Genomic DNA, 25,337 nt, shown 5'->3' with positions numbered 1-25,337 from the left:
TAATATATTAGCATTTTCAAGTTAGACGTGAAAAGGTCACCGCGTCATTTTGCTTTGGAATAGCGCTCGGGAGGGGCACAAGTCATGCGCAACAACACCAGGTTCAAGGCGTCAGTCATCGTCCCGACCTACAACAGGGAGAAGATGCTCGCCAAGACCCTTCAGTCCCTTGTGGCCAGCGACATGCCGGCAGACGCTTTCGAGATCGTCATTGTCGATGACGGCTCGTCGGACGCCACCTATGAACTGGTGCGCACCTTCATTGACACCGCCGATTGCCAGATCCGCTATATCTACCAAAAGGACAAGGGCTATCGCCTGGCGCGGGCGCGCAACCTCGGCCTTGAACTGGCGGAAGGCGAGGTCTGCATCCTTCTCGACTGCGGGGTGGTTGTTTCGCAAGGCTGCGTGCGCGCGCATGTCGAGGCGCATTCGTCGCCGTCTGCCCTCGTCATCGGCTATGTTTTCGGCTTCAGCAATACCGGCAATGACGACGAAGCGCTGGGTCGGGCATTGGAGGCCCTGGATCTCGACAATGTCGAAGCCATGCTTGAACGTTTCCGGGCTGAAGACCGGTTCGCCGACATGCGCGAACGGACCTACCGCAAGTTCGGCGAAAACCTGATGGACCTGCCCGCGCCATGGGCGATATCCTGGGGCTGCAACCTCTCGGTTCGTCGCGAAACGCTGGGCGAACGCTTCCTGTATGACGAGAACTACGCGACCTGGGGTGCCGAGGATCTGGATTTCGCCCTCGCCCTTTACCTTTCGGGCGTCGAGTTCAAGCTCAGCCGGGACGCAAGCTCGATCCATATCCCGCACGGCAAGTCCCACGAAGTCAATTCGGCCTCGTCGCGTCCGAACAAGATCTATCTCCATGGCAAGTTCCAGCGCATGGAGACCGAAATGCTGATCGACGTTCAGTCCTTCGACCTCAACGACGCCCTCGCCGATCAACGTCTTACGACCTGAAGCGCGCGACCGGCGTAGAAGCCCTGCGACCGGCCGCCGCCTTTCGAACCATGCGGACACGTCATGCTTGTCGATGCTCATCATCATCTCTGGAACCGCGCGCGCGGCGACTATCCCTGGATGCCCGGCGCCCCGGAAATCCTGCAGCGGGATTACCTCGTCTGCGACCTCGCCCCGCTTCTTTCGCGGTTCGGCATCCGGCGCACGGTTCTGATCCAGGCCGCGCCGACGCAGGCGGAGACCGATTTCCTGCTGGATATCGCCGAAAAGACGGATTTCGTGGCCGGAGTTGTCGGCTGGCTTGATATGGAGGACGCGCAGTTTGCGAGCACGCTTTCCAGATATGCCGAACGTCCGAAATTTCTGGGCCTGCGGCCGATGCTTCAGGATATCGCCGATGATGCCTGGATCGTCCGCCCGCGCGTCCTCAAGGCGCTGGAGGAATTGGCGAATCAGGACCTTACGTTCGATTTTCTCGTCCTCGCGCGCCACCTTCCGCATGTCGCGGAGGCTCTTCGCCTGGTGCCGGGCCTGCGCGCGGTTATCGACCACTTAGCCAAACCGCCGATCGCTTCCGGAGACCTCGGCTTCTGGAACGACGGCCTTGCCCGTCTGGCGGAATTCGACACGCTCTTCTGCAAGCTTTCTGGACTGATCACCGAAGCCGACGCCACGGCGTGGAGCGTGGACGACCTTGGTCCCGCCATCAATCACGCGCTCGACGTTTTCGGCCCGCCACGCCTCATCTTTGGCAGCGACTGGCCTGTCTGCCGTCTGGCCGGAAACTACGCCGACGTCCTGGCCGCGACGATGGCGGCCCTGCCCGCGCATCTCGTCCGCGATCCGGGAATTTTTGGCGGCAATGCAGTCCGTTTCTACGGCCTTCCGGCCTACCCCGCACCAAGCGACCCCGCCCTGTCGGCGTGAAAGGTATACGCGCGCGGCGTCGCGCGTTCGTCACGTATCAGAATCATGGCTGTGACACCTGTTGAGGACCGCCACGCATTTACAACATCGAGAATAATACTATTATATTAGTGTTATTGGCTGAGCGCAGCATCGCGAGGCCGCCGGCCCGGAGGAGGGATACCGGCAAGCGCCGCAGGAGGAGATCGCATGCCCACCACCCTACCCGAATCCGTCGTTCACGTGGTTCGTGACAACGCCCAACGGCTGGGGCCGAAGATCGCCTATGTGAACCTCCGAAACGGTACGGAAGAGCAGGGCCACATCAGCTACGCCCACCTCGATGAGGCATGCAGGCGCATCGGCGGCGCGCTCCAGCGGAGGCAAGCCGGCGGCGAGCGCGTGCTGCTGCTGTTTCCGCAGGGCAGCGAATTCGTCATCGGGTTTCTCGGAACCCTGTTCGGCGGCGCGATCGCCGTTCCGGCCCACACGCCGAAGCCCAGCAAGCGCAGCTGGATGACATTCGAGGCGATCGTGGCGGATTGCCGGCCGCGACTGATCCTCACCTGTCGCGCGCTCTTCGACAAGATCATGGCCTGGTCCCGCCCCTACCCTTCGATCAGCGCGCTGGAATTCCTCTGCATCGAGGACCTGATCGAGGAGGGCGCGGCCGAGGCCTGGGACGCGGCCTTGCCGAAATCCACCGACATCGCCTTCCTGCAATATACCTCCGGTTCGACCAGCAACCCGAAGGGGGTCATGGTCAGCCACGGCAACCTGATGCACAATGCAGACCTCACGGCGCGACATATGGGCCATGATGAAGATACCGTGATCGTGAGCTGGCTGCCGCTGTTTCACGATCTCGGCCTGATCGGCATCGTCATCCAGACCCTTTTTGTCGGCGCCACCTGCTATATGATGAGCCCGGCCTCATTCAGTGGCAATCCGGCGCTCTGGCTTCAGGCCATCAGCCGCTATCGGGCCACAACCAGCATGTCCTCTGATTTCGGGTACAGGCTCTGCGTCAAGGCGATCCGCGACGACCAGATGGACGGCGTTGATCTGCGGGCGTGGCGCAATGCCCTCAATGCCGCGGAACCGATCCACGCCTCGACGCTGCGCAGCTTCGAGGAACGCTTCGGTCCCTACGGCTTTGCCGCGGATGCCTTCTTCCCGGCCTATGGGCTGGCGGAAGCGACACTGCTCAGCACCACGTCGCGGGTCGGCGAGCCGCCCGTCATCGTGTCCGTCGACAGGCGCGCCCTCGCCGCCGGCCGGTTTGCCAGGGCGCAGGACGGCGGCGACGCCGTCGAGCTGGTCAGTTCGGGCCGCCCGGCCGACGACATGGAAATCGCGATTGTCGACCCCGAGACCCTTTCCCCCTGCGCAGAAGGCGAGATCGGCGAGGTCTGGGTTCGCGGCGGCAGCATCACATCAGGCTACTGGCAGGCGCCCGGAGAAAGCGGCAACGCATTCGGCCAGGGCCCGAGCGGGACAAACCGCTCCGGCTTCCTGCGCACCGGCGACCTCGGCGTGCTGCACGCCCGCGAGCTGTTCATTGCCGGACGGCTGAAGGATGTCATCATCCTCAGGGGGCGCAACATCTATCCGCAGGATATCGAATTGACCACCAAGGATTGCCACCCAGCCTTCCGCACCGTGAATGGCGCGGCCTTCGCAATCGACACCGAAAACGGCGATGCGGTCGTGGTGGTGCACGAGGTCGAGCGCACCGCCCGCCACTCGACGGATTTCGCCGAACTCGAAAGCATCATGCGCGAAGCGGTCTATCAGGAGCATGATATCACGCTGGCGGACGTTGTGTTCATCCCGCCCGCTTCCCTTCCAAAGACCACAAGCGGAAAGGTCCAGCGCCGCCTGACCCGCGACCTTTATCTGGCTGGCGATATCAAGCCGCTGGAGACGGGACGCCGTCCCAGAACAGAAAGCTACGCCAGCCTGCAGGCGGGTGAACTACTGCAAAGCCTGATGGAGGAGTTGCAAAAGCTGGTCGGAGAAAAGGTGCTGCGCACTGGCGAGAGTTTCGGCGCGATCGGCCTGGATTCGGTTCTGGCGGCGCAGTTCGTGGCGGCGCTGAACCGGAGGTTTTCGCTCTCGCTCGATCCGACCGTCATCTGGGAACATCCGACACCTGCCCGGCTCGCCGCCCATCTGGCCGCACCCGCCGAGGCCCCGCCGGACCCACAGCCCGCCGGCACGTCGCGCCAGGACATGATCGCGAGCCTGAGGGCCGCGCTCGGCGCGAACAGCCGGGAAAGCCAAAGCTGATGGTGATGACGGGCGCAATGGAAGACAGTCAGTCCCGCTTTGGCGCAGACCGCGCGGAGCCGATCGCGATCATCGGCCTCGACGCGCGGCTTCCAGGGGCGGGCAGCCTCGCGCTTTTCTGGCAGAATCTGACCGCCTGCAAAGAGAGCGTCGGCCCGCCGCCCGATACCCGGCCGGAAGCATCCGGCCTGGGGCCCGCCGGCTATCTTGAGGACGTTTCAGGTTTCGACGCCGACTTCTTCGCGATCTCGGACGAAGAAGCCCGCCTGATGGACCCGATCCAGCGGCTCGCGCTGGAATCGGCCTGGCACTGCGTCGAGGAAGCCGGCTGGCGGCCTGCTGATCTTGCGAAACTGGACACCGGCGTCTTTGTCGCCACCGGAAAATCCGACTATGAGGAGTGCATGCAGAAGGCCGAACTGGCACCCACGGGCCATCTGCCGACCGGCGTCGCCAGTGCGCTCGTCGCCAACCGGATCTCGTTCAGCCTTGGCCTTACGGGTCCCAGCATCGCGGTCGATACCGCTTGCTCCGGTGGGCTGACCGCGCTGCACCTTGCCGCCCAGGCCATCCGCGCCGGCGACTGCGAGGCAGCGCTGGTGGGTGCCGTCAATGTCATCTTGAATTCGACCCTTTCCGAGGAGCTGGCCGAAGAAGGCGCCCTCAGCCCGGACGGACGGACCCGAAGCTTCGATTCCGCCGCAAACGGCTATGCCCGCGGCGAAGGCGCGGCCTTCTTGCTGCTGAAGCCGCTTCGGCGCGCAAAAGCCGATGGCGATCACATCCACGGCCTCATGCTTGGTTCGGCAATCTGTCACGGTGGCCGCGCCAACTGGCTGACCGCGCCGAACCCTGCAGCCCAGAAGGACCTGATCATCAAGGCATGGCGACGCGCCCAAGTCGACCCCCGGTCGATAACCTATGTCGAGGCCCACGGAACGGGAACGCCGCTCGGCGATCCGATCGAATTCAATGCCTTGCGCAAGGCGGACGAGGCGATGGCGGCGGAAGCCGGAGGGAGCGAAGGTGGTCCGCCCTGTTCTGTCGGTTCCCTGAAGCCCAATATCGGCCACCTCGAAGCGGTCTCCGGACTGGCCGGCGTCATCAAGGTTCTGCTGGCCATGCGCCACGGCCAAATTCCTGGACATCCGACACTCGCCGACCCGAACACGATGTGCAAGACGACCGGCACGCGGTTGCGCCTCGCAAGACAGACGGGAGACTGGACGAGACCGACGAATGCTTCCGGCGCGATATTGCCGCGCCGCGCCGGCGTCAGCGCCTTCGGCTTCGGCGGGGCCCTGGGCCATGTCGTGCTGGAGGAACCGCCGCCGGTGAGCGCGGCATCCACCCGCATCGGAAACGACCACGTGCTCCCCATACTCCCGGTCTCGGCGAAGACGCAAGCAGGGCTCGATCGCTATGTTCGCGCCCTCGCCGGCTTCGCCGGCAGCGGCGATGCCCCGGCACTTTCGGACTTCCTCTACACATTCCAGTGCGGACGCGTCTGCCTGCCGCAACGGATCGCCTTCCTTGCAGAGAGCTGGCCCTCGCTTTCGGAAACCCTCGATAACTGGCTCGAAGGCCGCGGCGACGCCCGCATCCTTTCATCGGCCGCGGACGCGGCCTTGCCGGGGTCGGGCGATGAACTGGTCGAACTGGCGGTCGCATTCGCAAGGCAATGGATCGCCGACGGAAAGCCTGACTTCGCCGCGCTTTATGGCGAAAGCCGCGCCCGGCGCGTTTCGGCGCCAGTCTATCCGTTTTCCCGCAAGCACGTCTGGTTCGAGACGGCCGAAGCGCGGGTCGCCCGCAAAACCGAACCACGGCACGGGATGACCGCGCCATCCGGCCCTGTGCAACCTGGAACAGGAGAGCCTTCATGAGATCCGCGACCCCGACCCTCCCGACCCTGAAGGGTCTCGCCGCCGCAATCCTCGAAATCAGCGAAACCGTGATCGATGCCGATGAGACCCTGGGCAATCTGGGTTTCGATTCGGCATCGCTCAAACTCTTCGCCGCCCGGCTCTCCGACAGTTTCGGCCACCCCGTCGACACCATCACGCTCTTCACCTTCCCGACCCTGAACGAGCTTGCTGAGCATCTCGACGAGCACTGGGCAGCGAGCGGTAGCCCCTCCGAGACCCCGACTCCTGAAAAAGACACGTGGCACCACGGCGACCACGAAGGCGACGACATTGCCATTGTGGGGATTTCATGCCGCTTGCCCGGCGCGCGCTCAAAGGAACAGTTTTGGAAAAACCAGATCGCAGCACGGAACGGCGTCACGGAAATTCCGCGTCGGCGGTGGAACTGGAAAAGCATCGAGGGCGACCCTTTCAGCGAAAGCGGTCGCACGGATGTCAAATGGGGGGCCTTCATCGAGGGCGAGGACCAGTTCGCGCCTGATTTCTTCGGAATTTCGCAATACGAGGCGGAATCCATGGATCCCCAGCACCGCCTGTTTCTGACCGGTGCCTGGGAAGCAATATGGGATGCTGGCCACGATCCCCGTGCGCTCACCGGTCAATCGGTCGGCGTCTTCGCCGGTGTCCAGTTTCAGGATTATCAGAGGCTTATCGATCAGCGCGGCCTGACCAGCGCACAGGCCTGCACCGGCAATGCCCATGCCATGATCGCCAATCGCGTCTCGTTTTTGCTGGACGTCCATGGCCCGAGCGCGGCCATCGACACGGCCTGCTCGAGCAGCCTGGTTGCCATTCACAGCGCCGTGCAGGCCATACGTCGCGGCGAATGCACGATGGCTGTGGCCGGCGGGGTCAACCTGCTGCTGACTCCTGACATGTTCATCATGGGCCGACAGTTGGGCGTCCTTTCGCCAACGGGCCAATGCCGCACCTTTGATGCCGCGGCCGACGGCTATGTGCGGGGAGAAGGCGTCGGCGTGCTGCTGCTCAAGACGCTCGCCGATGCCGAGCGCGACCGCGACCACGTCTACGCCGTGATCAAGGGTAGCGCCGTCAATCACGGCGGCAAGGCCGCATCGCTCACAGCGCCCAACAGCCGCGCGCAGGCGAGGCTGATGATCAGCGTCATGGAAGATGCGGGGCTGACGCCGAACGATATTTCCTACATCGAAATGCACGGAACCGGCACGGAACTCGGCGACCCGATCGAAATCGAGGCGGTGAAGAGCGCCTTCCGGCAGGTTCGCGCGGATCGGCATCTGCCGCCTTCCCCCTGCACCGTCGGATCGGTCAAGACCAATATCGGTCATCTGGAGCCGGCGGCGGGCGTCGCGGGCGTCATCAACGTGGCCATGGCGATACGGGACCGCAGGCTGCCGGGTCTCTCAAATTTCAAAACGCTTAATCCCCATATCGTTTTCGAGGACGGGCTCAGCCTTCAGGCCGAGACCGGGCCGTGGCAGACGCCCGATACCCCGCTCGCCGCGCTTGTGAATTCGTTCGGCTTCGGAGGGGCCAATGCATCGGTCGCGCTGGCGCAACACCTGCCATCCGACCGTTCACCTGTCGGCGTCGATCCCGTGTTCATTCCGCTGACGGCCTCTACCGAGACCGATCTTCAGGACCATGCGGCAGCCATCGCCGAAGCCATTCTTGCACTGAAGGTGCAAACCGGCCCGGCGCACCTTCTGAAGGACATCGCCTTCACGCTGCAGCAGCGCGGAGAAAGCCGGCCGGTGCGCGTGGTCATCAAGGTTGCCTATACCGAGACCCTTGTCGATCGGCTCAACACCATCATATCGGGCATCGCGACTGACGACACCATCATAGCCGACGCGGCGACCGCTCGAAGATTGTCGCTTCCCGACCACGTCGCAGTCTGGCTTGAGGGCGGGCATGTCAACTGGCCGGCGATCGATCAGGCACGCCGCGTTTCCCTGCCAATCGTTCCATGGCGGAGCAGAAGCTGCTGGTTCGAGCCACGCCTCGAAGAGGTCGCCAGCGCTTTCGAGCCCGAGCTCATCGGCCTGCGACCCGGCTGGCGCACGAGGCCCGCCCAGGCGGAGCCGCGCATCTGGAGCAGCAGATGCCTCTGGGTAATCGGCCGGAGCGAGAAACAGATTGCCGCCCATATGCCCGCCTTCGAAAGAGCATTGGCTGGAACGGCGACGGTCATCTCGTCGGTCTTCTCGGAAGAGGAACATTGCTTCCGGCCGTCGCTCGACGTCTGGCAATGCTCGGGCGCCGAACCCGAGGCGGTGATCGTGCTTCCGTCATCGGACGCGCCGGACCCGTCTCGCACGGAGCCGGAACTGGCCTTCTGCCTCGCCAACGCTCTGATGGAAGACGCGTTCGGCCGCGAGATCGATATATTCCATGTGGCCGTGGAAGACTTTGCGCGACGGCCGGCCATCGACGCGATCACCGCCTTTGCGAAATCCGCCTTTCTCGAGAATGCGCATCTGCGGTTCCACACCCTGTTCTTCGGGCCGGAGGCGGCGTCTGACTGGCAGTCGCTGACGCTTGCCGAGGTCACGTCCAAACCGCCCGCCGTGCCGGCCTGTCTGCGCTTCAATCCGGACCGGACGACGCGCGTTCTCGGCGAGGGCGAAGCGGAAAGGACACCGGCCCCGGTCTGGTTCCGCGATGGCGGGGTCTATCTTGTTCCCGGTGGCGCCGGCGAGCTTGGACGGCGTCTCATCGCAAGGCTCGGCCAGGACATTGACGCGACTTTCATCGCCTGCGGCCGATCGCTGGCCAAAGCCGACCAAAACACCGCGATCGCGCCCCTCTCCTCCGCGATGCGCGGGCGTGCGCTCTACCGGCAGTGCGACATCACCGACAGCGCCCGGACGGACGAGCTCATCGGGCAGATCCTTACAGAACATGGGAAGATCGACGGAATCGTCAATCTGGTCACCGCCCATGACGACGCCTATATTTTCCGCAAGAACTGGGACACTTTCGACAAAGTTTCGGCCACGAAGGTTCAGGGAACGATCAATCTCGACCGGGCGACGGCGGCGCTCGATCTCGATTTCTTCGTGGCCTTCTCCTCGCTGGCTTCGCTCGGGCTTGCCGGAGGATCGGACTATGCCTATGGCTGCGCGTTCCAGAACAGTTTCGCCGCATGGCGTGCCGGCGAAGTCGCGGCGGGCCGCCGTCGCGGCCTGAGCAAGGCGATCTGCTGGTCGCGCTGGAAATGGGACAAATACGTCACCCCGGAATTCGACACATGGTTTGCATCCCTCGGCTTTGCCTTCCTCGACCTTGACATCGGCCTCCAGGCGTTCCGGTCCGCGATGGCTGAGGACTCGCCGGAAACGATCATGCTCTACGGCCGGAGTAACGAGATCTGGACTGCACTTGACCGTGAAAACGCGCTCCTCCGGGGACCAGCCATCGCACCGGCAAGCATGCCCGAAGCCGACACCAAGAGACCTCCGGCAAAAGCCGGGAGCACGACACAGCCGGATACTGGCGATACGCCTCGCGCGCGTCCGGAAATTTCGGTTTCGGAACGATCCGCCCCGCTGGAAACCACATTGACCGCCATCATCGGCGACCTTCTGAAGATCAACGACCTCGACCCACAGACGCGCTTCTCTGCGATCGGTCTTGATTCCGTGATGGCGGTCCGGCTGATCGTCCTCGTTGACAAGGCGCTCGGGCGGCGGCTGACCCCGAAGGAACTGCTGCGCCACCAGTCCATTGCGGAACTCGCGGCATTCATGGCGCAGGACGTCGCGGTTGATGCCGGCCCGACCGCTCAATCGCAGCAGGAAACCGTCGCCGACATTCTGACCGCTGAGATTGCGTCCATGCTGCGTTCGGACGAGGTCGACCGGACGGCCCGATTTGCAAGCATGGGGGTGGATTCGATCATGGCCGTCAAGCTTTCCTCGCAACTCAACCGCCTGTTCGGCGTCGGGATCACCCCGCGCTGGTTTATCCGCCATCCGACCATCGAAAGCATGGCCGAGGAGATTGAAAGCCAGAGGGCTGCCAAGGTTTGAGGCCGACCGGGCGGGTCAGTCTCGCCCGGTCAAGCCGGGACTTCGCCAGAGGCGACGCCTTTCAGGGGCGGCAGCGGATAGCGCCGGCGCCGCCAGGCAGTGAGCGGAATGCCAATCCTCGATCCGGAAAGGCGCAGGTTCCAGTCCGGCGCGCCGCCGGCGAGCCAGTGGCGCACGATGTCATCGAGGGGACGACCTTCGGCGCTCTCCGCCCGGTCGGATGCGAGCCATGCCCGGCAGCGCGTCGCAGCCTCAGCAGGCGTTGACGCCATGATCGCCAACCGATGCCGGCGCGCCGGGCGACCTGTTGCAAGCGTGAAGGCCATATCTGAAAGCGACACGGCGGGATCTTCGACAAGCCAGAGCAGAAATCGTTCGACCAGTTCTGCCGTCTGCGTGACGTCCTCGCCTGAAAACAGGAGCGGCAAGGCTGCCTCGGTCATGCCGGTACGCCCGCTTGAGCACGGCTCCGTCAGCACCGCATGGGCGTTGCATCCTCCGAGGCCATAGGCATGAACGGCGGCCGTGAACGGCTGGTTCCCCTCTCCGCGAAGCGCATCCAGCGCGGTATCGGCTTGCAGGATCCGGCAGGCCTCATCGCTGAGCGCCTCGTCCTCCAGCAGGTGCCGGTGGGAGCGCGTGCCGGGCAGCACGCCATGGCGCATGGCCATCGCCACCTTGATGACCTGCGAAAGACCGCCCGCAGCTTCCAGAAAACCGATATTGCCCTTGACGGAACCGACCGGCGTGCCGGCAGGCAGCACATCCTGAAAGGCGAGCAGTTCGCTGACGTCGCCGCCACCACCATTGCCGTGCGCCTCGACGTAGCGAATCGTTTTCGGATCGATCCGATGGCGGGCATAGGACCGGCGCATGAGATCGGCCTGGGCGGCGGCGCTCGGCCTCGTCAGACCGCCCGAACGCGCGCCCTGATGATTGAGGCCCGTGCCGTCGATGACCGCATAGACGAAATCCCGGTCCTCCCGCGCGCGCGCCAGCGGCTTGACGATGATCGCAGCGACCCCTTCGCCCAGAACCTGACCGCCGGAATCCCTGTCGAAAGGCGCACAATCGCCGTCAACAGCCAGAAGACCGAGATCCTGCAGCATCACCAGCCGGCTCGGCTCCAGGAGCAGGCTGGCGCCGCCGACCACGGCCTGTTCGCACTCGCCGTTGCGGATCGCCTCGACGGCGCGGTGGAGCGCGACGAGTGCGCTCGAACAGGCGGTATCGACCACCTCGCTCGGCCCGTGAAGATCAAAGACGTAGGAGACCCGGTTCGGCACAATCGAATGCGCGCCCCCCATGGCGAGATACATGCGCGAGATTTCGTCCCAATCGCCCGCCCGCGTGTAGAACTGAAAGTCCTGATTATACATCGCCGCGAACACGCCCGTGCTCCGTCGCGCAAAGATTTCCGGATGGTAGCCGGCATCCTCGATCGCCAGCCAGACCTCCTCCAGCAACAGCCGCTGGTGCGGATCCATGGTTTCGGCCTCGCGCGGAGAGAGGCGGAAAAGCGCGTTGTCAAAACCGAAGACATCTTCAAGCACACCCATCCTGCGAACCACGACCGCATCATCGGCGCACCAGGACCAGCGCTCGCGCGGGGGCGGTGCGAACAGGTCTGCCCCGCCCAGCAGCGATTGATAATAGGCCTCGCACCCCATGCTGCCGGGAAACCGGCAGGACATGCCGACGATCGCTATCCCTTCCGCATTTTCGCGCGGGGATGCGGCTTTACTGATATCCGGCATCGGCTGTTTCAAAGCTCTTCTTGAGTTGGACGAGATAGGGAAGGTTGGCGCGGATGTCGCTCAACGAGGGACCGTAATCCAGAAGACAGGCGATCTCGTCAACACCGGCCCGCTGCGCTTCCAGCGCGAACCGCCGCGTCTGATCGACCGTGCCGAACAATGCCGCCGTTTCGAAATAGCGCTCGAACGAGTATTCCGCCATCTCGTCGATCTCTTCATCGGATAGGCTGCGGCCGGCATCGACCGCGCCGCCCTGGAGATGGCTGAGCAGGCTGGTCCGGATGTATTGCAGGAACGGCGCGCGCACGGCGTTATGGACGCTTTCCGGGTCTTCATGCACATAGGTATGCAGCATCAGCGATACTGTACCGCCGTCCGGATCGAGACCTACCGAGGCCCGCCCTGCCCTGTAAAGTCTGGTTTTTTCCGCCAATTGCTCCAGCGAAATTCCGGCGAGCATGGTCAGCACGTTCATGCCCATTTCGCCGGCCGTGCGAAAGGTTTCGGGCTGCTTCGTTGCCGTCAGCCAGAGATCGGGCTCAGGCTGCACCGGTCGCGGATGGGTGGTGATCTGAATATCCTTGCCAGCGCCGTTGCGATAGGTCTGCGGCCGGCCGGCCCATAAGGCGCGGATTTCCGCGACACGCGCGAGCCATATGCCGCGAAGATCGCCATAGGCCTCCGGGGCGAGCACGAAGTCATTGACGTTCCAGCCACTGGCAAGCGCGAGGTCGACCCGCCCATGTGACATGTTGTCGACCATCGACCAAGATTCAACGATGCTGGCCGGATGATGCAGAGGCACGACGATGCTGCCGGCCCTGAGGCGGATTTTTTTCGTGATCGCGGCAAGATAGGCCGCCATCACGGCCGGGTTGGGGTAGATTCCGCCCATGCTGTGGAAATGTCGTTCGGGAACCCAGACCGCCTCGAAGCCGTGATCGTCGCCAAATCGCGCGAATTCGGAGATTGCGCCATAGGCTCCGCCGGCATCATCCGGGTAGGAATTGGAAAAGAAGATAAGGCTGAATTTCATCGTTGCCCTCCAGCGGAGCTGCGCAATCGATCGTCAGGCCTCCCAATTGAATGGGCACCGCCCCATCAAGGGGAAGCCGGCCCGGATTAATCCGGGCCGGCGGTCATTATCAGAACGCCGGTTCGACGGAATCGACATTGTCGATCGTGACCACGGTCAGCGGAATGGGCAGGCGATCCGCGACATCCTCGCCATTGAGGATCTTGCCGACGGTTTCGGCCGCCAGACGGCCATCTTCGGCCGGCGACTGGACGATCGTCGCGTACATGTCGCCGCTGCGGATGGATTCGAAGGCGTCCTTCTGGCCGTTGATGCCAACGATCGGTGGCATGTCCTCAGAAGGCTTCGCTTCCTTCCATGCATCAATGAAGCCGCGGGCCATGGTGTCGTCATTGGCGTAGACGCCCTGGATCTTGTCACCGAAACGGGTGATCAAGTCGCGGCTCATCACCAGCGCCTTCTGCTGGTCGAAGTCGGCATTCACCGTATCGAGAACCTCGATATTGGAACCGATCTCGGCAAGACGGTCCGTGAAGCCGCCGACACGGCCGAGCGTGGTGCCGTTGCCGGCCTGGCCGGCGATCACGACCACGGCGCCCTCTCCCCCCAGCGCTTCGTTCAGCGCATCGGCAGCCATTTCACCTTCCTCATAGACGTCGGGCCCGGTGAAGGACTTGAGGAACGGCTTGGCGTCATCGCTCATCGGCGAGTTGATTATGATCGCCGGAATATTGGCCTGCTGCGCGCGGGCAAGACCCGGAATATAGGCCTGCGGATCAAGAGGCCACAGGATGATGGCGTCGACGCCGCGCGCCACGCAGGTGTTCAGCTGCTCCGTCCCCTTCTGGACGTCGAAGTCCTGGCTCAGGCTCAGGATTTCGAGCCCCTGTTCCTTGGCACTCGCCAAGAGCGCCTCGTTGGCCGGCGTAGCATAAGCGTGCGAATCCGCAGCGTTTACGTAACAGACGGTCTTGGCGTGCGCGAAGCCGGCCGAGGCCAGCATGCCCGCAACGGCCAAGCCCAATATCGTTTTCTTCCCAGTCATGCGTTTCCTCCTTCAGTGATAAACTTGCCTTCGATAAACGGCGCCGCAGGGCGCCTTATGCTCACGGTGCGGTCCAGCACGACCAGCAGGATCAGGATGCAACCTGAGACGACCTGCTGGATGTAGGCGGGCACCGACTGGAACTCCATTGCGATCGTAAGAGCGCCTATGGTCAGCACCCCGCCAAGCGTGCCGAGCGCCGATCCCTTGCCGCCCTCGAGCCGCGTTCCGCCGACGACGACCGCCGCAATCACCACGACAATCAGCTCTGATCCGAACACCGGCGAGCCGGTATTGGTCACGAGGCTCTGCAGGACGCCGGCAATTCCGGCCATGGCGCCGGCAAAGACGAAGCTCATGAAGATGATGCGTCCGGAAGCGATACCACTCTCCTTCGCAGCGACCGCATTCGAGCCTACGGCGAAAAGGTTGCGCCCCGGAATGGTGCGGGTCAGCCAGAAATGGAGAACCAGAATCGCGAGCAGGAACAATGCGCTGCGGATGGTGAAGATATCGAAATAGAGCTGTGACATCTTCAGCGAGAACATGATGTCGACGCCGCTGACCGGCTGGCTGTTGGTGAGCCAGTGCGCGACGGAACGGAAGATCAGCATTGTCGCCAGCGTCAGCACGAGCGCATTGACCTTCAGCCCGACAACCAGAAGTCCGTTGATGGCGCCGCAGAGCATGCCGACCACGATCCCCACCACCGCGGCGGGCAGAATGCCCAGCTGCGGCTGCAGCATCACCGAAACGATGCCGGACAAGGCAAACACGGACCCGGCCGAAAGGTCGATCTGGCCGGCGATCAACAGCACCGTCAGCCCGATCGCAATCAGACCGATGGTCGCGGCGCGGTCGAAGCCGAGGCTGAGCGTCGTCAGGTTGAGAAACCCCGGAACGACGAGCGCGGACACCAGAAGCGTCAGGCCGAGAATGATTGTGACCCGGTATTGAAGAGCCAGTGCGAGCATGCGCATCAGACGCCTCCTCTTCTGCGCAACGCGGCATCCATGCCGACGGCGCCCGCGATCAGAATGCCTAGAACGAAGCCCTGAACCGGCGTGCGCACGCCCTCGAGCACCATGACATTGGTCAGCAATTGCACGAAGACGAGGCCGGCAATCGCGCGCGGAACAGAACCGAATCCGCCCATGATCGAAACCCCGCCGACCACGACGGCCGTGATCGCGCTGAACTCATAGCCAGTGCCCACCAGTGGTCGCGCGCTCTGCAGCGTCAGCCCGAGAAGCCCGCCGCTGATTCCCGCGGCAACGCCGGTGATGACGAAGGCTCCGGCCTTGACCGCGCGCACGGGAACCGCGCTTGCCCTGGCGGCGGAGTAATTCCCGCCGGTTGCCGTGGTCCAGCGCCCCCAATAGGAACGGGACAAGATGAGATGGCCAATCACGGCAATGACGGCGAAGATGATGACCACGACCGGTATGCCGAACAAACGGCCCTTGACCAGTTCGGCTGAAGCCGGATTGGTCCCATAGACGATGACGCCGCCGACCGCCGCCTGGACGATGCCGAGACCGACTGTGCCGACGCCGAGCGTCGCGATGATGGGATTGATGCCGGCATAGCCGACCAACGCTCCGTTGAGAGAGCCGATGACGCCCGCAAGCGCGATCGCCACGACGAAGGCCGGAACCGGCCCGATCATTGGCTGCAGCCCGAGCGACAGGATGGCCCCGCAGGCAATCGTCGCCGGTACCGAAAGATCGGCAAGCCCGCCAACGACGAGCACAAATGTCATGCCGACCACGACAATACCCACGATCGACATCGAGGTCAGGACATTGACGAAGTTGCCCGTGGAAAAGAATGCGGGGCTGGCGAACGAGCCGTAGAGGATCACTGCCAGAATTGCGAACAGCAGCCCGGCGCGCGAGGCAATCTCGACAAGCCAGTGGGCGCGTGTAAATCGTTCGGTCTTTTTCATGCTGCCAGCGGTCAGATCGCTCATGCCGCCTCCTCGTCCGTCGCCAGTGTCATGATCCGTTCCTCGCTCAGTTCTTCCCTGAGGAGCGGCGCCGATGCGCGACCGCCCCGCATGACTACGACGCGGTCGCACACGCCCAGGACTTCAGGGAGTTCGGAAGAGATCATCACCACCGCCATGCCCTCTCCGACAAGCCTGCCGATGATGTTATGAATTTCCGCCTTGGCGCCGACATCGACGCCGCGCGTCGGCTCGTCCAGAATCAGCACGCTAGGCTTTGCCGCCAGCCATTTCGCGATAACCGCCTTTTGCTGATTGCCGCCGGAAAGCAGGTTGATGCGCCGTTCCCCGTCAGGTGGTGAGATGGCGAACTGCCTCACATATTCGCTGGCCAGCGCGCGGTCCGCGCTGCGGCTGATGCGCCCCATCCGGCTGAGCTTCCTCAAGACCGGCAGGCTGATGTTTTCCCGGATGCACATTTCGGGAATGATGCCGTCGCCCTTGCGGTCTTCCGGCACATAGGCAATGCCGGCGCGCACCGCATCGGCCGGCGTCTCGATCAAAAGCGGCCGGCCGTTCAGCGTCACCGTGCCCTCGACAAGGCGAGAGAGACCGAAGATCGCTTGAGCCAACTCCGTCCGCCCGGCGCCGACAAGCCCCGTTAGACCAAGAATTTCACCGGCCCGCACCTCGAAGCTGACATTGTGGAAATGGGTGCCGTCGCCGATATTTTCGACGCTGAGAACCGGCGCGCCGATCGTCGCCGGACTTTTGGGAAAGACATTGCCGACTTCCCGTCCGACCATAAGGCGGATCATCTCGCCGGCGGTAATGCCGGAGATCGGCCGGGTCTCGATCATGGCGCCGTCGCGCAGAACCGTCACCTCATCGGCGATCTGCAGGACTTCCTTGACACGGTGGCTGATATAGACGATCGCGATGCCGTCATCGCGCATCTTGCGCAGGATCCTGAACAGCGCCGCCGTTTCGTGTTCGCTCAGACTGGACGTCGGTTCGTCCAGAACGATGATGCGCGGGTTGGCGGCATAAGCCTTGGCGATTTCGACAAGCTGCTGCTGGCTGATCGAAAGATCGCCCAGTCGATCGCGCGGGTTCACGATGGCGCCGAGTTCGGCAAGGATCGCCTGGGTGCGCGAGACCAGTTCGCCGCGGCGCAGATAGCCCCAGCGCCCGGGCATGCGCCCAAGAAACACGTTTTCCGCCACGCTGAGATCCGGCACCAGATTGATTTCCTGATGAACCATGCGGATACCGAGCGCCTGCGCATCGGCCGGACGGCGCATCCGCACCTCCTTGTCGGCAACGCGGATCGTACCGCTGGTGGGGGCGTAGGACCCGTTCAGCACCTTCATCAACGTGGACTTGCCCGCGCCGTTTTCGCCGACGACCGCGTGAACGGTACCGAACTTGACCCTGAAATTGACATTGGAAAGCGCCTTGACGCCCGGGAACGTCTTGGTGATGCCCCTCATGTCCAGCGCGAACTGAGCTTCGGTCATATCGGCCTGCGTCCTCCTCCGGAAAGGGACATCGCCTCCAAACAATGTCCACCTCCATGTTATGTTAGTATAACAGTTTATTCAAGCGAGATTTCGCACGCTCGAAGCCCTCTCCCGCACCGATCCCTTCCCGGAAAGGAAGCCAGCAAACGACTGGGAGAAGCCGTCTTCAATGTCTATTACACTAATATAATAATGCTGACAAGCGCGGTTTGAGGCCATTCTGCCGGAAATGAGGACAGCATGTGGGATACCGGGTTTTGACAATCCAGATAATATTTGACATGCCCTTAAGTGTTTGACATGCTAATATAATAATGGCCGTAGGCGAGCCGCAAACTGGAACGAACCTATGGATTTCGATCCCTCGACATTGAACAGATCCCTGCCTTTGAGGGACCAGATTTACCAGATGATCCGCACCATGATCGTGGGCGGAAAGCTGAAACCGGGCGAGCCGATCAACGAGATCGCGATTGCCGAAGCGCTCGGCGTATCGCGCACACCCGTTCGCGAAGCGGTGAAGCGCATCAGCGATGAAGGGATGGTGAAGATCCTCGCCCAGACCGGCACCTATGTCGCGCCGATCAGTCGCAAGGACTTAGAAGAGGCCTATGTGATCCGCCGCGCGCTCGAGATGGAAAGCGCGCGCCACGCCGCAGCCAATTTCACGCCCGCCACCGCCGAACTGCTGGAAGACAATATCGCCGCCCACCGGCTGGCGATTTCCCGCGGCCGATATGCCAACGCTATCCAGCTCGACGATGTTTTTCACCGCACCATTACCGAAATCAGCGGTTTCCCGTCGATCTGGCGCGCGGTGGATATTTCCAAGGCCCAGATGGACCGCGGCCGCTATCTGGCGATCCCGAGACCGGGCTATGGCGCCCAGACGATCGAGCAGCACGAGGCCATTCTGGAGGCGCTCTCCCGTAACGATGCGGAGGGCGCGGCGCGCGCCATGGAGAGCCACCTCAACACATCGCTCCTCAATACGCTGGAAGTCGCGGGCGATCTTACCGACTGATTCCTACAGCGAAGAGGAGCGACCGTATGCAAAGAATGGCTCACTGCATCGGCGTGAAACCCGAGGCGATCGCGGAATACAAGCGCGTTCACGCCGCCGTCTGGCCGGAAATTCTCGACTTGCTCGGCAAGGCCAATATCCGCAACTATTCGATCTTCCTGCGCGAGCCCGAGAACCTTCTGTTCGCCTACTGGGAATATCATGGCAACGACTTCGCCGCCGATGCGGCCCGAATGGCCGAATCGGCCGCCATGAAGAAATGGTGGGAACTGTGCGACCCGATGCAGGCGCCGCTTGCTACCCGCGCCTCCGGCGAGTGGTGGGCGTCCATGGAAGAAGTCTTCCACCTCTCCTGAACCGATCCAGCCACGCAGGCTTTCAGCGGTCAGGCCGAAACGCCACCCTCCGCTAAAGGCGCAAAAACAAACAGATAGATAACCTCCACATCAGCGGAGAATGCTCCGGCGCGCCATTGCGCCCACCGCGCCAGCGGACTCCGCATCCGCTCCTCTCCGTTGTATCTCGGCGTGATTTGCTGATGCGACAAGGCTCGCACTTGCTTAGGATGCCATTGTTATATTAGTATACAAATTCGATTTTACCGGATGACGAATCCGCGGTCTTTCAGAGTTGGCAAATGACACGTTTCATAAAACTATCCGACACAGACAATATCCTGCTGGTCGTGGACCCGCTCAAGAAGGGAGAGGAGGCCCATGCCGTTACGGCGCTGGCCAATATTCCCCGCGGCCACAAGATGGCCATACGCAAGATCGGCAAGGACGAACCGATCGTGAAATACGGCCAGACCATCGGCTTTGCACGCGAGGATATCCTCCCCGGCGCATGGGTTCACGAGCACAATGTCTACCTCCATTCCTTCGAGCGCAGTTATGAGTTCGGCACCAATACGCATCCCACACGCTTTGTCGATGACAGCGCCCGCGCGACCTTCGAGGGATTTCAGAGGGCCAACGGCAGGGTCGGCACCCGCAATTACATTGCGACGCTGACCTCGGTGAACTGTTCGGCGAGCGTCGCCCGTTTCATAGCCGATGAAATCAACCGGTCCGGCGTGCTCGATGAATATCCCAATGTCGACGGCGTGATCTCACTCGTCCACGGCACGGGCTGTGGCATCGATGTGAAGGGTCCGGCCTACGACGTGCTCAAGCGCACCCAATGGGGCTTTGCAACCAACCCGAATGTCGGCGGCGTGCTGATGGTGGGACTGGGCTGCGAGGCGTTCCAGATTCCGCGCTGGATGAAATCCTACGATATCACGGAGAGCGAGACCTTCCGCACCATGACCATCCAGGAAACCGGAGGCACGCGCAAAACCGTCGATGCCGGCGTCAAGGCGATCATCGACATGCTGCCGACCGTCAATGCCGCCCGGCGGACTACCCAACCGGTTTCCGAACTCGTTCTGGCGCTGCAATGCGGCGGCTCGGATGGCTATTCCGGCATCAGCGCAAACCCGGCACTGGGCGCGGCGGTCGACATGCTGGTTGCCCATGGCGGTACGGCCGTTCTTTCCGAAACGCCCGAAATTTACGGTGCGGAACACCTTTTGACCCGGCGCGCGGAAAACCGCGAGGTCGGGGAAAAGCTGATCGAGCGGATCCGCTGGTGGGAAGACTACACGGCCCGCCACGATATGGAAATGAACAACAATCCATCGCCCGGAAACAAGCTCGGCGGCCTGACCACGATCCTCGAGAAATCGCTCGGCGCCGCGGCCAAGGGCGGCAGCACCAATCTTCGCGCTGTTCTCGAATATGCCGAGCCGATCCTCGAGCGCGGGCTGGTGTTCATGGACACCCCCGGATACGATCCGGTTTCGGCGACCGGCCAGGTGGCCGGCGGCGCCAATGTGCTCTGCTTCACCACCGGCCGGGGCTCCGCCTTTGGCTGCAAGCCGACGCCGTCGATCAAGCTCGCCTCCAACTCCTTCATCTACGAACAGATGAACGACGATATGGACGTCAATTGCGGCGATGTGCTGGAAGGCGTCTCGCTCGCTGCCAAGGGCGAGGAGATCTTCAACGAGATTCTCAGAGTGGCCTCAGGCGGCAGGACGAAATCGGAAACGCTCGGTTATGGCGACAATGAATTCGTGCCTTGGAGCCTGGGCGCCACCATGTAGGGGCGCCTCAGCCGCCCCTACCCTGCCAATCCGTGCGCCGCGAGCGTCTGCCACAGCTCCTCCGGCAATGCCATTTCGAACCAGTCGACATTCTGCTTCACCCTGTCGGGGTGCTTGGCGCCGATCAGCACCGAGGTTACGGCTTCATGGCGGAACGGATACTGTATGGCCGCGGCGGCAAGCGGGACGTCGAACTCGTCGCACACCGCCCGCAACTCGCCGACCTTTCTGACGATCGCCTCGGGCGCATCCTGATAATCGAATTTGAGATTGCCGCCGGCTGCCGAGGCGAGAATGCCCGAGTTGAATACGCCGCCGATCACGATTGCCATATTCTCGCGGGCGGCGCGTTCGAGCAGAGCATCGGCGCTCTGGTCGAGCAGGGTATGGCGACCTGCAAGCAGGGTGCAATCCAGCTCCGCCTCATCCATGGCCGCCATCACGACCTCGGCCTCGTTGACGCCGAGACCGAAGCCCTTGATGATGCCGGCGTCACGCAGATCGGACAATGCACGGAAGCCGCCGCCCTTGGTCAATGCGCTCCAGTGATGCTCCGCAAGCTCGGCATGGGTCAGCTTGCCGATATCGTGCACGTAAAGGATATCAACGCCCGCGCGCCCCATGCGCTGGAGGCTGTCGTCGAAACTGCGCATCAGGCCGTCATAGGAATAGTCGAACACTTCCCGAAGGGGCAGCCCGTTCCACCAGCCCGGATCGAGGGGGTTCTTGTCGGCCTCGGGCGGCAGTTCCCGGCCAGGGCGGTCCCGCGCCATCAGGCGCCCGACCTTGGTGCTGACGATGCTCGGGCGCGCGCCGATTTGCTCGCGCAGGAAATAGCCGAGCATATGTTCCGCCCGGCCGAGCCCGTACATCGGAGCGGCATCGAAATAACGAATGCCGCAATCCCAGGCGGCCTGCAGCGTCGCAAGACATGTCGGCGCATCCACCGGGGCGAACAGCCCGCCGAGCGAGGCGCACCCCATGCCGAGCCTGGTCATGTTAAGATCCGTCCGTCCCACCTTCCGTTCGTCAGTCGCCTTCAAAGCCGCCTCCCTTGCGAAATTCGCCCGGTGAAACCAGGCCTTGCCCAAACTGTTACACTAATATAATTAGACTATTCAAGGGATATATCAGCGTATCCGCCATGCAGGAAAATGCCGGGACATGGCGTCTCGAGGCGGTCGCGCACACAATGAGGAGGAAGCGAACCTATGAACAAGATCGACCTTGAAGGCGAACACGCCGTCGTCACCGGAGGCGCCCAGGGATTGGGCTTCGCCATGGCCCGACGCATCGTCGCATCCGGTGCGACGGTCACCCTGTGGGATATCGATAAAGACAGGCTGGAACAGGCTCGCGCCGAAATAGGCGAGGCGGCAACCGTCCAGATCGCGGACATTTCGGACTGGTCATCGGTGGAAGCCGCTGCTGCCGCCACTGAGAAGGCAAGCGGCAAGATATCGATCCTCGTCAATTCCGCAGGCATCGCGGGCGCCGCCGCACCTCTCGACAATTATGACATCGAGATGTGGAAGAAAGTCATCGACATCAATGTCAACGGCACCTTCTACGTCAACCGCGCGGTGGTACCGGGCATGAAGGCACGCAATTACGGACGGATCGTCAATATCGCCTCCGTCGCTGGCAAGGAAGGCAACCCCAACGCTGCCGCCTATTCCGCCTCGAAAGCCGCGGTAATGGGGATGACGAAGTCGCTCGGCAAGGAGCTTGCGCAATACGATATTGCGGTCAACTGCATTACGCCGGCGACGGCACAGACCCGCATTCTCGAACAGCTCACCGAAGAGCATATCGAATATATGCGCTCGCGCATCCCCCGTGGCCGCCTGTTGGAGGTCGACGAGGCCGCAGCGATGGTCGCATGGCTGGTTTCGCGCGAAAACAGCTTCACCACTGCCGCCGCCTTCGATCTTTCCGGCGGTCGAACCACCTACTGATTTGCGGAGATACTCTATTGAAACTGCTGCGTTATGGACCCGCTGGCGAGGAACGCCCCGGGCTGCTCGACAAGGACGGAAACATTCGCGACCTTTCGGGGATCGTCGATGACATTGCCGGCAAATGGCTTGAAGACCTTTCATGGACGAAAGACCTTGATCCCGAGGCGCTGCCCATGGCGGAGGCAGCATCACGCCTCGGCCCCTGTGTTTCGGGCACCGGCAAATTCATCTGCATCGGCCTTAATTTCGCCGACCACGCCGCCGAATCCGGCATGGAGGTACCGCCGGAGCCGGTGATCTTTATGAAGGCCACCTCGGCGATCGTCGGGCCCGATGATGACATCGTCATCCCGCGCAACGCCACCGCGACGGATTGGGAGGTCGAACTCGGCGTCGTCATCGGCAAGCGCGCCAAGCACGTCTCCCGCGATGAGGCGCTCGAACACGTTGCCGGCTACTGCGTGATCAACGACGTCTCCGAGCGCGACTTCCAGACCCGGCGGTCCGGCCAGTGGACCAAGGGCAAGTCCTGCGACACGTTCGGCCCTGTCGGTCCCTGGCTGGTCACGCGCGACGAGATTGCCGACCCGCAGAACCTGAAGATGTGGCTGAAGGTCAATGGCGAGACGATGCAGGATGGCTCGTCGGCCACGATGGTCTACGGCGTCGCCCATGTGGTGAGCTATCTGTCCGACTTCATGACGCTGCACCCGGGCGACATCATTTCGACCGGCACTCCGCCCGGCGTGGGTCAGGGACTGAAGCCGCCGCGCTATCTGAAAGCCGGCGACACGGTCGAACTCGGCATCGAGGGCCTCGGCGGCCAGCGCCAGCAGGTGCGCGCCGACACCTGATAAAGACCGCCAGTTACCGAGGCCCGGCTGCTGCCGGGCCGCTACGGCCGCGCGGCGCCGTCCTGGCGCCCCGCAAGCGCCTCGGCCATTTCGGCAAAGGACAGCGTGAATATCTCCTCAAGCGACGGGCGCGGCCCGCATTCGACCTCGACCTTGCGGGCAAAGACCGTCGCGAGCAGGGAATCGCCCCCAAGCGCCAGAAAATGGTCTTCGGCGGCAGGCGTTTCGGCCCGCAGAAGAACGCCGGCGATGTCGCGTATCCGCGCCTGAAGGCCGGCCTCGTCAATCACCGTTGGTTCGCTCATCATAGTCTCCCTTTCTTGAATCTAAAACAAAACCCAGCCCTGGTTCACCCGTCCGAGAACAACCGGCGCGCGTCCTTTCCGGACTTCCGATATCAACAGGCGTCATCTTGCCGGACGGGCTGCATGGCGCGGTCTTTCCGCGAGACCGCCGGCGCGCGCTCGGTCCAGATGCTGTGCCTGTATTCGTCTGCGCTCAGGATAGGCTCGACCGGCGTCAACGCCCGCTTCACGTGCATTTCGGCGTCGGTCGTGTAAAGATCAGCGCCGATCGCCGACACCAATTGCGGTATCCCGTGCCGGAACCCGCTGACCTCCGCGGGATTGCGGCCGTTGCTCAGCATCGCCGCCGCGTTGAAGAGGTGAATGTCCTCGACGCGCCGGTCCGGCCCTTTCGCCGTCAGGCCGAATCCCGGCGTGAGATAAGGATACCGCGCGAGCTCCTCGTTCCGTTCCTCCTTGGGCGGCTGATAGCGATCCCCCCACAAGGCAATCCCGTCAGAAACGCTGGCGAGTTCCGGTCGCGCGGCGAGATCAACGCCATAACCCGTGCCCGCAATGACATAGTCGAATGTGAGGTCCCCGATCGCGATTGAACGGCCGTCAAACACCGGCACGGCATCGCGAGCGCCCAGATGGAGATGAAAATTCTGAAACTGCGCGGCGCGGCGCACCGTTTCTGGTACCGGGCCTTGGGCACGGCAGCAGAGCGCATTCATGATGTGCCACCGGTGTCGGTCGGGCAGGCGCGGAAAGTGCTCGACCGATCCTGGATAATAGAGAACCCGCATGCGCGAATAGCGCTCCAGATCATCCTGCCGGCAGAACATGTGCACCGAATGGACGCCGGTCTCAAGCGCTACCGCAGCGGCGTCGAAGGCCGAAGAGGCGGCGCCGAAAACGGCCAGCCTGCGCCCTTTCAAAGCAGTGAAATCGATCACATTATCGGCATGGGCATACCGTTCGGGCGAAAGCTCATTTTTGATCCAGTCGGGAATGCGCGCGCAACCGCCGCCCAGAAAGCCGGTGGCGAGGACCACTTTTCGGCACGTCTCGATGCGTTCTTCGCCTTCAACCGACAAGGCGAGACGCAGGCCGTTTTCGCTGCTTTCGACCCTATCAAGCCGCGTTTGATAACGCACCGTCACGCCCGCGATAATCCTGAACCAGTCGAGATACTGCGCCCATACCAGCCGCGGTATGGATTGCAGCGCATCATAGGCCTCATCGCCGGTGCGGGCGGCGTACCAGGCACGGAAGCTCATTTCAGGCACATCCAGTTCCGGCCCGGGGAGCTGCTTGGGAGAGCGGAGAGATTTCATGCGCGCCGTCGTGCGCCAAATCCCCTCCTCGCCGCTGCGCGCGGCGTCGATGACGCTCACGCGTGTGATCCCCGCCCGCTTGAGCGCAAGGGCGATCGCCACGCCCGATTGGCCGCCCCCGACGATGACGACGTCGTGATCGATGCCTTTCCGGGGTACGACCCAGTCATCCGGAAACCCGCCCCGAAGCGCCAGCGCTGACCGCACCGCCGCATCATGGGCCTGCGCACCCTGTCGCGAGGAGGCCGGCCCGGCACTCCAGCCGTCATTGCCGATATCGTCGTTCATCCGCCTATCCTCCC

Annotated in this window: 19 protein-coding genes; 10 read left to right on the top strand and 9 right to left on the bottom strand. The window is 62.8% G+C overall.

Annotated elements, in window-relative coordinates:
• Positions 1–84: 84 nt before the first annotated feature.
• The 5 genes from HPQ62_RS12255 (at position 85) to HPQ62_RS12235 (ending at position 10,114) form a co-directional block, all read left to right on the top strand.
• Positions 85–972, top strand: a complete 888-nt coding sequence (locus HPQ62_RS12255) for a glycosyltransferase (protein ID WP_174802851.1) — start codon at positions 85–87, stop codon at positions 970–972.
• A 63-nt stretch (positions 973–1,035) separates the two neighbouring features.
• Complete coding sequence (locus tag HPQ62_RS12250) at positions 1,036–1,899, top strand: amidohydrolase family protein (RefSeq protein WP_174802850.1); 864 nt, start codon at positions 1,036–1,038, stop codon at positions 1,897–1,899.
• Positions 1,900–2,088: 189 nt separating this feature from the next.
• Positions 2,089–4,170 carry an AMP-binding protein gene (locus tag HPQ62_RS12245; protein ID WP_174802849.1) on the top strand — a complete coding sequence of 694 codons (2,082 nt, stop codon included), beginning with the start codon at positions 2,089–2,091 and terminating at the stop codon, positions 4,168–4,170.
• Positions 4,170–6,056 (top strand): beta-ketoacyl [acyl carrier protein] synthase domain-containing protein, encoded by a 1,887-nt coding sequence (locus tag HPQ62_RS12240; protein WP_174802848.1) that lies wholly within the window; start codon positions 4,170–4,172, stop codon positions 6,054–6,056. Before HPQ62_RS12245 ends, HPQ62_RS12240 begins: the two co-directional genes overlap by 1 nt.
• Positions 6,053–10,114 carry an SDR family NAD(P)-dependent oxidoreductase gene (locus tag HPQ62_RS12235; protein ID WP_174802847.1) on the top strand — a complete coding sequence of 1,354 codons (4,062 nt, stop codon included), beginning with the start codon at positions 6,053–6,055 and terminating at the stop codon, positions 10,112–10,114. The genes HPQ62_RS12240 and HPQ62_RS12235 overlap by 4 nt, the downstream gene beginning before the upstream one ends.
• Positions 10,115–10,143: 29 nt before the next feature.
• On the opposite strand, the gene HPQ62_RS12230 is transcribed toward HPQ62_RS12235, so the two are convergent.
• From HPQ62_RS12230 to HPQ62_RS12205, 6 genes are all read right to left on the bottom strand, one after another.
• Complete coding sequence (locus HPQ62_RS12230) at positions 10,144–11,871, bottom strand: beta-ketoacyl synthase N-terminal-like domain-containing protein (protein WP_174802846.1); 1,728 nt, start codon at positions 11,869–11,871, stop codon at positions 10,144–10,146.
• Positions 11,855–12,907, bottom strand: a complete 1,053-nt coding sequence (locus tag HPQ62_RS12225) for a MupA/Atu3671 family FMN-dependent luciferase-like monooxygenase (RefSeq protein WP_174802845.1) — start codon at positions 12,905–12,907, stop codon at positions 11,855–11,857. Before HPQ62_RS12225 ends, HPQ62_RS12230 begins: the two co-directional genes overlap by 17 nt.
• A gap of 109 nt (positions 12,908–13,016) precedes the next feature.
• Complete coding sequence (locus HPQ62_RS12220; protein WP_174802844.1) at positions 13,017–13,952, bottom strand: sugar ABC transporter substrate-binding protein; 936 nt, start codon at positions 13,950–13,952, stop codon at positions 13,017–13,019.
• On the bottom strand, positions 13,949–14,932 hold the full coding sequence (locus tag HPQ62_RS12215; RefSeq protein ID WP_174802843.1) for an ABC transporter permease: 984 nt from the start codon (positions 14,930–14,932) through the stop codon (positions 13,949–13,951). The genes HPQ62_RS12220 and HPQ62_RS12215 overlap by 4 nt, the downstream gene beginning before the upstream one ends.
• Positions 14,932–15,924 (bottom strand): ABC transporter permease, encoded by a 993-nt coding sequence (locus HPQ62_RS12210; protein ID WP_174802842.1) that lies wholly within the window; start codon positions 15,922–15,924, stop codon positions 14,932–14,934. Before HPQ62_RS12210 ends, HPQ62_RS12215 begins: the two co-directional genes overlap by 1 nt.
• Positions 15,921–17,420, bottom strand: a complete 1,500-nt coding sequence (locus tag HPQ62_RS12205) for a sugar ABC transporter ATP-binding protein (protein ID WP_174802841.1) — start codon at positions 17,418–17,420, stop codon at positions 15,921–15,923. Before HPQ62_RS12205 ends, HPQ62_RS12210 begins: the two co-directional genes overlap by 4 nt.
• A gap of 352 nt (positions 17,421–17,772) precedes the next feature.
• Between HPQ62_RS12205 and HPQ62_RS12200 the strand changes: the two genes are divergently transcribed.
• The 3 genes from HPQ62_RS12200 to HPQ62_RS12190 all read left to right on the top strand — a co-directional run bounded on the left by HPQ62_RS12200 (position 17,773) and on the right by HPQ62_RS12190 (position 20,596).
• Positions 17,773–18,447, top strand: coding sequence for a GntR family transcriptional regulator (locus HPQ62_RS12200; RefSeq protein ID WP_174802840.1), 675 nt, complete (start codon positions 17,773–17,775; stop codon positions 18,445–18,447).
• A 26-nt stretch (positions 18,448–18,473) separates the two neighbouring features.
• A complete protein-coding gene (locus tag HPQ62_RS12195) occupies positions 18,474–18,803 on the top strand; it encodes an L-rhamnose mutarotase (protein ID WP_174802839.1) in 330 nt (109 codons plus the stop codon).
• Positions 18,804–19,084: 281 nt separating this feature from the next.
• The gene (locus tag HPQ62_RS12190) at positions 19,085–20,596 is read left to right on the top strand and encodes a UxaA family hydrolase (protein ID WP_174802838.1); all 1,512 of its coding nucleotides are present in this window, start codon (positions 19,085–19,087) and stop codon (positions 20,594–20,596) included.
• Between the two features lie 17 nt (positions 20,597–20,613).
• Here HPQ62_RS12190 and HPQ62_RS12185 read toward each other — a convergent pair whose 3' ends face one another.
• Complete coding sequence (locus HPQ62_RS12185; protein ID WP_174802837.1) at positions 20,614–21,594, bottom strand: aldo/keto reductase; 981 nt, start codon at positions 21,592–21,594, stop codon at positions 20,614–20,616.
• A gap of 213 nt (positions 21,595–21,807) precedes the next feature.
• Here HPQ62_RS12185 and HPQ62_RS12180 point away from each other — a divergent pair, with 213 nt between their 5' ends.
• Positions 21,808–22,554, top strand: a complete 747-nt coding sequence (locus tag HPQ62_RS12180) for an SDR family NAD(P)-dependent oxidoreductase (protein ID WP_018067004.1) — start codon at positions 21,808–21,810, stop codon at positions 22,552–22,554.
• A 17-nt stretch (positions 22,555–22,571) separates the two neighbouring features.
• Positions 22,572–23,411 carry a fumarylacetoacetate hydrolase family protein gene (locus HPQ62_RS12175; RefSeq protein WP_174802836.1) on the top strand — a complete coding sequence of 280 codons (840 nt, stop codon included), beginning with the start codon at positions 22,572–22,574 and terminating at the stop codon, positions 23,409–23,411.
• A gap of 41 nt (positions 23,412–23,452) precedes the next feature.
• On the opposite strand, the gene HPQ62_RS12170 is transcribed toward HPQ62_RS12175, so the two are convergent.
• Both HPQ62_RS12170 and HPQ62_RS12165 read right to left on the bottom strand, forming a co-directional pair.
• On the bottom strand, positions 23,453–23,716 hold the full coding sequence (locus HPQ62_RS12170; RefSeq protein ID WP_206678066.1) for a phosphopantetheine-binding protein: 264 nt from the start codon (positions 23,714–23,716) through the stop codon (positions 23,453–23,455).
• A gap of 92 nt (positions 23,717–23,808) precedes the next feature.
• Positions 23,809–25,323, bottom strand: a complete 1,515-nt coding sequence (locus tag HPQ62_RS12165) for an FAD/NAD(P)-binding protein (RefSeq protein WP_244629665.1) — start codon at positions 25,321–25,323, stop codon at positions 23,809–23,811.
• Between the last annotated feature and the right edge of the window lie 14 nt (positions 25,324–25,337).

The sequence above is a fragment of the Martelella limonii genome (genome assembly GCF_013344475.1).
In the GTDB taxonomy this organism is placed as follows: Bacteria; Pseudomonadota; Alphaproteobacteria; order Rhizobiales; family Rhizobiaceae; genus Martelella; species Martelella limonii.
This window is presented reverse-complemented; position numbering and strand designations above follow the sequence as displayed.

What these genes read in the sequence shown, in the direction of transcription:
- HPQ62_RS12255 (WP_174802851.1), top strand. Translation starts at nt 85, where the DNA reads ATGCGCAACAACACCAGGTTCAAGGCGTCAGTCATCGTCCCGACCTAC.
- HPQ62_RS12250 (WP_174802850.1), top strand. Translation starts at nt 1,036, where the DNA reads ATGCTTGTCGATGCTCATCATCATCTCTGGAACCGCGCGCGCGGCGAC.
- HPQ62_RS12245 (WP_174802849.1), top strand. Translation starts at nt 2,089, where the DNA reads ATGCCCACCACCCTACCCGAATCCGTCGTTCACGTGGTTCGTGACAAC.
- HPQ62_RS12240 (WP_174802848.1), top strand. Translation starts at nt 4,170, where the DNA reads ATGGTGATGACGGGCGCAATGGAAGACAGTCAGTCCCGCTTTGGCGCA.
- HPQ62_RS12235 (WP_174802847.1), top strand. Translation starts at nt 6,053, where the DNA reads ATGAGATCCGCGACCCCGACCCTCCCGACCCTGAAGGGTCTCGCCGCC.
- HPQ62_RS12230 (WP_174802846.1), bottom strand. Translation starts at nt 11,871, where the DNA reads ATGCCGGATATCAGTAAAGCCGCATCCCCGCGCGAAAATGCGGAAGGG.
- HPQ62_RS12225 (WP_174802845.1), bottom strand. Translation starts at nt 12,907, where the DNA reads ATGAAATTCAGCCTTATCTTCTTTTCCAATTCCTACCCGGATGATGCC.
- HPQ62_RS12220 (WP_174802844.1), bottom strand. Translation starts at nt 13,952, where the DNA reads ATGACTGGGAAGAAAACGATATTGGGCTTGGCCGTTGCGGGCATGCTG.
- HPQ62_RS12215 (WP_174802843.1), bottom strand. Translation starts at nt 14,932, where the DNA reads ATGCGCATGCTCGCACTGGCTCTTCAATACCGGGTCACAATCATTCTC.
- HPQ62_RS12210 (WP_174802842.1), bottom strand. Translation starts at nt 15,924, where the DNA reads ATGAGCGATCTGACCGCTGGCAGCATGAAAAAGACCGAACGATTTACA.
- HPQ62_RS12205 (WP_174802841.1), bottom strand. Translation starts at nt 17,420, where the DNA reads ATGACCGAAGCTCAGTTCGCGCTGGACATGAGGGGCATCACCAAGACG.
- HPQ62_RS12200 (WP_174802840.1), top strand. Translation starts at nt 17,773, where the DNA reads ATGGATTTCGATCCCTCGACATTGAACAGATCCCTGCCTTTGAGGGAC.
- HPQ62_RS12195 (WP_174802839.1), top strand. Translation starts at nt 18,474, where the DNA reads ATGCAAAGAATGGCTCACTGCATCGGCGTGAAACCCGAGGCGATCGCG.
- HPQ62_RS12190 (WP_174802838.1), top strand. Translation starts at nt 19,085, where the DNA reads ATGACACGTTTCATAAAACTATCCGACACAGACAATATCCTGCTGGTC.
- HPQ62_RS12185 (WP_174802837.1), bottom strand. Translation starts at nt 21,594, where the DNA reads ATGACCAGGCTCGGCATGGGGTGCGCCTCGCTCGGCGGGCTGTTCGCC.
- HPQ62_RS12180 (WP_018067004.1), top strand. Translation starts at nt 21,808, where the DNA reads ATGAACAAGATCGACCTTGAAGGCGAACACGCCGTCGTCACCGGAGGC.
- HPQ62_RS12170 (WP_206678066.1), bottom strand. Translation starts at nt 23,716, where the DNA reads ATGAGCGAACCAACGGTGATTGACGAGGCCGGCCTTCAGGCGCGGATA.
- HPQ62_RS12165 (WP_244629665.1), bottom strand. Translation starts at nt 25,323, where the DNA reads ATGAACGACGATATCGGCAATGACGGCTGGAGTGCCGGGCCGGCCTCC.